Origin of the sequence: Clostridium sp. KLE 1755, from assembly GCF_000466465.2 — a bacterium.
In the GTDB taxonomy this organism is placed as follows: Bacteria; Bacillota; Clostridia; order Lachnospirales; family Lachnospiraceae; genus Eisenbergiella; species Eisenbergiella porci.
Window position 1 is genome coordinate 18,360 of record NZ_KE992734.1, and the last position, 9,281, is coordinate 27,640.

8 protein-coding genes are annotated in these 9,281 nt (G+C 49.5%); 1 reads left to right on the forward strand and 7 read right to left on the reverse strand.

Going from position 1 to position 9,281, the window contains the following annotated elements; all coding sequences use genetic code 11:
• Positions 1–22: 22 nt before the first annotated feature.
• From HMPREF1548_RS17840 to HMPREF1548_RS17850, 3 genes are all read right to left on the reverse strand, one after another.
• On the reverse strand, positions 23–1,483 hold the full coding sequence (locus HMPREF1548_RS17840; protein ID WP_021637807.1) for an MBOAT family O-acyltransferase: 1,461 nt from the start codon (positions 1,481–1,483) through the stop codon (positions 23–25).
• Between the two features lie 9 nt (positions 1,484–1,492).
• On the reverse strand, positions 1,493–2,695 hold the full coding sequence (locus HMPREF1548_RS17845; RefSeq protein WP_021637808.1) for a cation:proton antiporter: 1,203 nt from the start codon (positions 2,693–2,695) through the stop codon (positions 1,493–1,495).
• Positions 2,696–2,863: 168 nt separating this feature from the next.
• Positions 2,864–3,829, reverse strand: a complete 966-nt coding sequence (locus HMPREF1548_RS17850) for a carbohydrate kinase family protein (protein WP_021637810.1) — start codon at positions 3,827–3,829, stop codon at positions 2,864–2,866.
• 283 nt (positions 3,830–4,112) lie between these two features.
• Between HMPREF1548_RS17850 and HMPREF1548_RS17855 the strand changes: the two genes are divergently transcribed.
• Positions 4,113–4,799: a 4Fe-4S binding protein gene (locus HMPREF1548_RS17855; RefSeq protein ID WP_035322753.1), complete on the forward strand. Its 687-nt coding sequence runs from the start codon at positions 4,113–4,115 to the stop codon at positions 4,797–4,799.
• Positions 4,800–4,982: 183 nt separating this feature from the next.
• Here the strand turns inward: HMPREF1548_RS17855 and zwf are convergent, their stop codons facing one another.
• The 4 genes from zwf to HMPREF1548_RS30600 all read right to left on the reverse strand — a co-directional run.
• On the reverse strand, positions 4,983–6,383 hold the full coding sequence (gene zwf, locus HMPREF1548_RS17860; protein ID WP_035322762.1) for a glucose-6-phosphate dehydrogenase: 1,401 nt from the start codon (positions 6,381–6,383) through the stop codon (positions 4,983–4,985).
• A complete protein-coding gene (gnd, locus tag HMPREF1548_RS17865) occupies positions 6,380–7,792 on the reverse strand; it encodes an NADP-dependent phosphogluconate dehydrogenase (protein ID WP_021637813.1) in 1,413 nt (470 codons plus the stop codon). The genes zwf and gnd overlap by 4 nt, the downstream gene beginning before the upstream one ends.
• Positions 7,793–7,938: 146 nt before the next feature.
• A complete protein-coding gene (locus HMPREF1548_RS17870) occupies positions 7,939–8,922 on the reverse strand; it encodes a lactonase family protein (protein WP_021637814.1) in 984 nt (327 codons plus the stop codon).
• A gap of 126 nt (positions 8,923–9,048) precedes the next feature.
• On the reverse strand, positions 9,049–9,281 hold a 233-nt coding region (locus tag HMPREF1548_RS30600; protein ID WP_021637815.1), incomplete at its 5' end, for a hypothetical protein.

Sequence of the window (9,281 nt, forward strand, 5' to 3'; positions counted from 1 at the left end):
CCCTGCCGCAACAGCGGCGGGTTTAAAAATTGAAATAAACAAAGGAGCTTACCCCGGATAAGGAAATGACCGACCAGGCAAATAAAAATGCCAGGGCAACCGTAAACCTGCCGGTTATTTTTTTCTGTTCTGTAATCTGCTGCGCCGTGCTGCGGGTGAGGACCACTGCGGATATTATAGTGATAAGCAGCATCATACCGATCTGGACCAGGCTTATCAGGCCGGGGGCCATCATGGAAAGCGCTTTGGTAACGATATAGACTTCCGACGGCTCCATGGCGGCGGCCAGGTTCACCAGGCTTCCGTTGTACTGGAAGGACAGGATGCGGCCCAGCAGGTGAAAGCCGTCCGCCAGGCTGTCCGCCCGGAAAAATACAAAGGCCATGCACACGTAGGAAAAAGTAAAGAGGCGGCAGAGCCATTTCTTTTTGATGGAAAAGAGCTTCAGGCTGTTAAAGGCAACGCCGATCCCGTGAAGCACCCCCCAGAACACGAAGGTCCAGTTGGCACCGTGCCACAGGCCGCTGATCAGAAAGGTGATAAGGGTGTTTACGATAGTCCTGGCCTTTCCCCTGCGGCTTCCTCCCAGAGGAAAATAGATATAGGTCTGTAAAAAGGAGCTGAGGGTAATATGCCATCTTTTCCAGAAATCCTTGACCGACACCGCCTTATAGGGAGAATTGAAATTTTCCGGGATTGTAATACGGAACATTTTTCCCACACCGATGGCCATGTCCGAATAGCCGCTGAAGTCGAAATAAAGCTCCAGCGTATAGAAGCAGGCCGTCAAAAGGGCTGAAACAGTGTCCAGGGAACCGATATTTTCATAGCCGTAATTCACGGCCAGCATGAGCGTGTCGGCCAGAAGCACTTTTTTCCCAAGGCCCATGGTAAACTGCATAACGCCCTTTGCAAAGCTTTCCTCATCAAAATGCCTGCGTGAAATATCACGGAACTGGGAAACCGTCGCCGCGTGCAGCACAATCGGTCCGGAAATAAGGGACGGGAAAAATGTGACAAAGCTCAGATAATCCAGCAGCCCATAATGGGGCGCTTCCCCCCGGCACCTGTCAATGAGGAAGGAAAGCTGCTGGAACGTAAAAAAGCTGATTCCCAGCGGAAGAAGGATGTTCTTCATCTGGAAACCGGCACGGAACAACGCATTGATATTTTCCAGGAAAAAATTACAGTATTTAAAATATCCCAGCGCCCCCAGATTGCCGAGGCAGCCAAGGAGCATCAACGTTTTCCTCATTTTCGGGGTATCTTTTTTTGAAAGTATCAGGCTGAGCCCATAATTAAAGAGACAGCTTCCGGCTATCACCCACAGGAAGCTGACGTTAAAATAAGCATAAAACCACAGGGACATCCCAATCAGATATCCCTGTGCCAGCTTATATTGTCTGCATTTGTTAAGAATCATCCAGCCCGCCAGTGCGAGGGGCAGAAACAGAAAAATAAAAACGTATGAGTTAAAAAGCATTCAGTCCTCCTAAGAAACCAGTGCTGATTCCGGATCCTGGGGCATTTTATCCTTTGAGTAAAGAACCTTCAGGATAATAGGCGTAAGGATAGAGGAAAATACAATCAAAAGGATGACCGCCGTAAAGTATACGGGATTAAGCAGCCCCACGTTCAACCCCTTCTGCGCAACAATCAGGGCAACCTCTCCTCTGGTCATCATACCCACGCCGATTTTCAGGGAATCCGCTGCATTGAAACGGCAGGCCTTTGCCATCAGGCCGCAGCCCACGATCTTGGTAAGCAGCCCCACCAGAACAAAACATACGGCAAAAAGAAGAATGGACATATTCATGTCGCCGATATCTGTTTTCAGACCGATGCTGACGAAGAAAATAGGCCCGAATATCATATAGGAATTGATATCCATCTTACGGGCAATATAGTCGGAATCCTGAATGGAGCAGAGGATCAGTCCTGCCACATAGGCGCCTGTGATGTCCGCAATCCCAAAATATTTTTCCGCAATATATGCCATGGCAAAGCAGAGAGCCAGGCCCATGATGGGAATTCTTCTCGTATGGGGATATCTTTTATCCATCCATTTAAATACAATATAGCATACGAAGCCAACACCAATGGCAAACAGGAAAAACAGAACCGTGTCCATGACTACCGTTCCGGGATTGGATTCGGGATTTTTAAAACCGATAACAAAGGTCAGGACAATGATGCCGATAACATCGTCGATTATCGCCGCGCTCAGGATTGTGGTTCCCACCTTCCCCTTCAGCTTGCCCATTTCCTTCAGTGATTCCACGGTAATGCTGACCGAAGTTGCGGTGAGAATTACGCCCATGAACACCGCTTTATAAAAGTCCTCCGATCCCCAGGGCATAAATCCGTAAAAGCACATATACAACAGCGCGCCGCCGATCAATGGAATGCCTACGCCGCAGGTGGCTATCAACAGCGCTATCGGTCCTGTTTTCATCAGCTCACGCAGGTTGGTGCCAAGTCCTGCTGAAAACATGAGGAGTATAACGCCGATTTCTGCCATCTGCAGAATAAATTCCGACTGCTGCACCAGTCCAAGGAGACTTGGCCCCAAAAGAAGTCCTGCCACAATTTCACCCACTACCTGGGGCGCCTTGCATTTTCTTGCCAGGATCGCAAAAACCTTTGCCGCTACTATGATAATCGCCAAATCCTTAAACACACTATAAGCTTCCATGATATCCTCCTCATCGTATCTTCGGGTAATCAAACCACCGTCCAGAAGTTCCTTCTCCCCCTGTCCGGTCCGTACCGCCCTGCGGGCACAGAAAGTTCGCAGGTGTTTTCCCGGCGTGCCTTAAACGGCAATCCAACACCTGCGCTGCTTTCATAAAAAATGTATCTGCTACTTTCTGGACTGGATAAAGCTTTCCACTTCCTCCACTTCAGGCATTACGCGAAGCGCACCCTTCCTGGTGGTAACAATGGACGCCGCCGCGTTGGCGAAGGTAAGCATTTCCTTCAGCTTTTCTTCATCCAGCTTATCAAGGCCGTATTTCAGTATGTAGTGGAGACAGCTTCCGCCGAAGGTATCCCCTGCTCCTGTTGTTTCAATCGTGCTTTCCTGCAGGAATGGCGCTACATCCACCTTCAAATCCTTATAATAAGCCCTGCTGCCGTCCCTTCCCATGGAAAGAAGAATCAGCGGAATCTGGTACTGCTCACGGAGCCTGGCAATTCCCGCATCAAAATCCTCTTCCCCGGTAAACCACTGGATTTCATTATCGGAAATCTTCAGCACGTCACACTGTCCCAGCCCATACGCCACCTGAACTCTGGCATCCTCCAGAGACTTCCACAGAGGAGGTCTTAAATTCGGATCAAAGGAAATCACGGCTCCGCTTTCCTTTGCCACCGCAATGGCCCTTTTGGTCGCCTCCCGCACACCGTCGTGAGTCATGGAAAGCGTTCCAAAATGGAAAATACGGGATTCCCTGATAAGCTCCTCATTCACCTCATCCGCCGTAAGCATCATATCTGCACCGGGATTGCGGAAAAAGGAAAAATCCCTGTCCCCATCCTCAAAGGTCTGTACGAAAGCCAGGGTTGTCCGTGCATTCTCGTCCACAATCAGGTTTGAAGTATTGATTCCCACTTCCTCCAGCGTTGCCTTCAGCTTCAGGCCAAATATATCTTTTCCCACTTTTCCTACAAAAGCGGTGGGGTGTCCGCATTTATTCAGCATCGCCAGTACGTTGCAGGGTGCCCCGCCCGGATTCGCCTCAAACAGTGTATTTCCCTGAGCGCTCTTTCCATTGTCGGTAAAGTCAATCAAAAGCTCTCCAAGTGCTGTCACATCAAATTTTTTCATAACATAAACGTCCGCCCTTCCTGTTTTATACAGCCCAAACCAGCTGATTATAATTTTATTCTATCAGCTTTTAGGAAAAATGAAAAGAATTTTTCGGGGAAAGTTTGGGTCTATAAGCCGCTTAGTTAATCTTGCTGTCTACCCGCCTGTTTCCCGGTATTTATCGGCCTGCTTCCGCTTTGGCTTGACAGCCCGGACATATGAAATTAAAGTGGGAATATGGAAACGTAACAGTTGGGGTAGGCGGGTATTGCTTACGGGAACCACTTATGGAGGGGACGGAATGAGTAGTGATGATATTAAAAAAATTGTAATTTCCCTGGGAGCGGATTTGTGTAAAATCGCGGGAATGGAAAGGTTTGAGGATGCGCCGGAAGGGTATCATCCCCGGGATGTGCTGCCTTCATGCAATTCAGTGATTTCTTTTGCATGCAGGTTTCCGGCGGGTACCCTGGCGTGCAGGACTGCGGTCCCTTACACAAGGGTGAGGAACTCCATTACCGCTAAAATGGACGCCATTGCCCTGGATTTATGTATTGAACTGGAAAAAATGGGGTTTTTAGCAGTTCCTGTTCCTACGAATGAAAGCCAGTGGGATGATAAAACAGGGCGTTGGCGTTCCATTGTTTCCCAGAAGCATGCCGCGCAGGCTGCGGGACTGGGAACCATAGGAAGGCATTCCCTGCTTATAACGCCTGAATTCGGAAGCATGGTCTGGCTGGGTGCAGTTCTTACGGAGGCGGAACTGGCGGAGGATCCTGTCCTTGAAAAAATCTGTAACGACTGTAACCTGTGTGTGGAAGCCTGCCCCCATAACGCGCTTGAAAAAGCAGAACTTAACCAGCAGGTATGTTGGGATAATGCCTTCGGAGATAATGAGGATACCAGGAATTGGGAAATATACTGTCATAAATGCAGGGATATCTGCCCTTTCAACTTGGGTAGCAAAAATAAGAATTTGAAAAAATAGTATTTTACCAGAATGGATTTGAATCTGTGCGTAAGACTACGATGTTCTACTGACATGAAAATAACCGACCAGATAATTGTCTGATCGGTTATTTTACTACGCAACCTTAACGTTATAATCCGTTACCGGAATTTCACTGGCGAATACTTTTGCTTTCGCGATGATTAAATCCAGTTTTTCCTTTTAATCATCCTGGCCAAACCAGGAATGCCCCATCGTATTCAGCATTTGGTCTGCGGCCTCCGGGCCGGAGGTTCCCTGTGCGTATGTGACAATGGGAAGGTTTTCTTCCTGGTAAATCCGCTTCATTCCGCTCACATAACGCCAGCCTGCCTCGATTTGATCCCACTGGGAGAACCAGGAGCGTTCGCCGCGCATACAGGCGCCCAGAAGGCGTTCATAGGCTTCGGGAGTATTGATGCGGTTTTCCACGACGCAGCTTTGGCAGAAGTCCATTTTTGTCTGGATGACTTCCTCGGATTCCCCGGGGCGTTTGATATTGAACTGAAAGTAAACGCCCTCCATGGGCTGGATTTTAATGAGAAGCACGTTGTTTTCGCCATTTTCTTCCGTCTGCCGGAAAATCACGGCTACCTCCATCTCCCTGCGTCCCAGCTTTTTCCCTGTACGGATATAAAAGGGGACGTCCTGCCAGCGTTCATTGTCAACGAACAGCCGCAGTGCAGCATAGGTCTCCGTGGTGGAGTCGGGCTTTACCCCCTTTTCCTCCCGATAGCCTTCATACTGCCCCAGTACGAGCATATCCCGTATGGTTTCCCCGGATGCCGGCCGAAGCGCCTTCAGCACCTTCAGCTGTTCCTCATGCAGATCCTCTCCCTTAAAAGAAGCCGGACGTTCCATGGCCACAATGGAAAGTATCTGAAGCAGATGGTTCTGCACCATATCCTTCATCGCGCCGCTGGTATCATAATAACCGGCCCTGTTTTCCACGCCCACATCCTCCATGGCCGAAATCTGGATGCAGCTGACCGCGTCCCTGTTCCAGTTGTTTGCAAAAACCGGATTGGTGAAGCGGATGATCTGCATGTTGCGGACCATTTCTTTTCCCAGATAATGGTCGATACGGTAAATCCGATCCGGCGCAAAAATCTCCTCCAGCCGCCTGCTCAGCTCCTTTGCCGACTCAAGATCTTCCCCGAAAGGTTTTTCCAGAATCACCTTGCCCTTTCCTGCCTCATGGATCCCGTCCAGCCCTTCCGCAATCGTACTGAAAAACCGCGGCGCCACCGCAAAGTAAAAAATATGCTCACTCAGCCCCCTTTCCTTATAATAATTCTCCAAACCCTCATAGGCTGCCGGATCCGAAAAATCCATCCGGTAATACTCTATTTTCTCTGAAAAATCTTTATATTTCTCTTCCGTAAAGGGCAGCCTGGAAAACTGCTTCACCCAATCCCTTGCGATCTGCCGGTATTCTCCGGAGGTATAGTCTCTCCTGCCGATGATTACAATATCATACCCAGCTCCCTCGCCCCCTGTCACATGCATATTATACATGGCCGGAAGCAGCTTTCTGAAGGTCAGATCTCCGGTCCCGCCGAAAATAGTAATTGTTTTTTTCAATTTCTTTTCCCCCAATCATGATGAAACGTGCCTTCCCGGTCCGTACGTTCAAACGTATGGGCCCCAAAGCAGTCCCTCTGCGCCTGAATCAGGTTGGCTCCGGTATATCCGCCTCTGAAGGCATCGAAATAAGAGAGCGCTTCAGTCATTGCCGGAAGCGGCAGACCGCTGCGGATGCCCTCCGCCGCCGCATGACGTAGCCCACCCTGGCACTCCTCCAGACGGCTCCTGAAAAATTCATCCAGCATCAGATTATCCAGCTCCGGATTTTTCCGGTAAGCCTCAGTAATATCATTCAAAAATACGGCCTGGATAATACATCCCGCCCTGAAAATGGATGCGATTTTCCCTAAATCAAGGTTCCAGCCATATTTCTTCGAAGCATCGCGCATCAGATCAAAGCCCTGGGCATAGGCCGCGATTTTGGCCGCATACAGCGCATCCCTTACCTGATTTTTGAAAAGTTCCCTGTTCTCCGCCTTCACAGGCTCCGGCCCGGAAAGCAGACCCGCCGCTTTTTTTCTCAGCTCTGTATGATTGGACAGGATCCTGGCGTTGCAGGCGGCCGTAATCATGGAAATATCCACGCCCTGCTTCATGGATTCTATGCTCGCCCAGCGTCCCGTACCCTTTTGGGCCGCACTGTCCACAATGTAATCCAGCAGCTCTCCCGCTTCAAAATCATCCTTTTCCCTGAAAATATCAGCCGTAATCCCAATCAGGTAGCTCTTCAGCTCTCCCTGGTTCCATTCCTCAAATATATCGCCCAGCTCAGCATTGGTATAGCCAGCCACCGACTTCAGGAGAATATATGCCTCAGCAATCAGCTGCATATCCGCATACTCAATTCCATTGTGTACCATTTTTACATAATGCCCTGCGCCGTCCGGTCCGATATAGGTACAGCACGGCTCGCCCTCGGCATAAGCCGCTATTTTTTCCAGCACAGGCCGGATCTGTTCATACGCTTCCTTCTCACCGCCGGGCATAATGGACGGACCGCGCCTGGCCCCTTCCTCACCGCCGGAAATTCCCACGCCGAAATAACGGATTCCCTTTTCCTTCAGCGCCTCATAACGCCTTCTGGTATCCTCAAAAAAGGAATTTCCCCCGTCCAGGATAATATCCCCTTCCTCCAGAAGCTCCGTCAGCTGGCCGATTACCGCATCCACGGCCCCTCCGGCCTTGATCATCAGCATCACCTTTCTCGGCCGCGCCAGCGCCTCCACAAACTCCCTTAAATCATAAAAAGGCGTAAAATTATCATGAGGATATTCCTTCACCATCGCTTCCGTCACCTCCCGGCTCCTGTTATAGCCGGCTACCCGGAACCCCTTATCCGCCATATTAAGCGCCAGGCTCCTTCCCATTACTGCAAGTCCTATCATACCAATATCAAATGTTCCCATCTCTTCTTTCCTTTCTTTTTATGTGCATACTATTTTTTCTATATTTAAGTCCGCAGCAATATGAATTTACAAACTATTAAAAAATCCATACTCCGCAAATCATTACTGCCCTTTTTCCGGTACAGCCATTTCGGTACTCTGCCAGCCTATTCCTCCAACGCAATACAAACAGCTCTTCCCGTCCGTACCCGTCCGCACTCCTCTCCGATCCGTCCGCTCCCCTGATCCACAGGAAAGCTTACCAAATCCCTTGAATCCCTGTTTGCCGTTATCAGAAACCTGCCGTCCGCCGCCAGCACCAAATCCCTTGGATGCCTGCCTCCGCACTCCTTCCTCTGCACCACCTTCCCAGTCCCTTCCTCCAGAGAAACTACCACAACAATATCCGCTCCCCTGACACTTACATAAAGGAACCTTTCATCCGCCGACAGCCGTATGGCCGCCGCCTCATTCCCGCTTTCCTCCGTTCCGTCAAGAAGCCCCAGATTCCACGCTTCCCTGAATTTCCCATCCTTCATCATATGAAAACAATAAAGCCTGTTATTCTTCTGTCCCACAATAAAAAGCCGTTTTCCTTCCCTGTCACACACACCATGCCGCGGCCCGCACCCTTCCGGAAGCCGAATCCTGCCCGCCTCCGCAAAAACCCCATCCCGCTCAAACACCCGAATCTCATCCAATTCCATACACGGAACCAGCATCCTCCGCCCTGAAAACAAAACCTGATGACATCCGGCTCCTTCCCCGATTAAAATCCTTTTTTCCAGGACTGCCTTCAATCCCTCAATCCTGTAAACAGACACCGTCCCCTCATGAAAATTCGCCGAAAACAGCCGCCCCCCATCCATTCCCACATAACAGGAAGCAACCCTCTCCGTCAAAACCTCCTCCTTCTCCCCTTCCGGGCTTCCGCTTCCATTCCTTCCCCTCACATCCGCCAGCAAAATTCCCGCCTGCTCCCCCCTCTTCACCGGAGCCGCCAGCACTCCATCCTCCAACGCCAGGAACTTTGCATCCGGCGCCTCGCACACCAACTCCCCGCCTGACATCTCCCCCGACCTGACATCCATCTCAAACCCATAAATCCCAATACTCCCCACACCCTCATAAGTCCCGATATACCCCTTCATTCCACCAAACCTCCTAAAATATTATGTAAAAGCATTCTCTTATCTTTTCCACTAAAACCCCGTCATAACTCTCCCTGTCAAACTCTCCAACAAAAGTATTCCCCCAACCAGCCACTTCCTTCACTATCACACAAAAAATCTATATTCTTTTCCCATATTGATAATTTTTATCTGTAACATATTAATTAACAGTTTACATCTGTAATTATACCAATTACAGATACATAAATCAACCCCCATTCTCCTCCTTTTACAATAATAGTCTCTCGGAATCTCTAAGCCAGTAAAATTAAGGCTTTCAGACTCCCTTTTTATTAAAATCCCCCACTTTTTTTGCCAAAACACTTGACAATTCCATC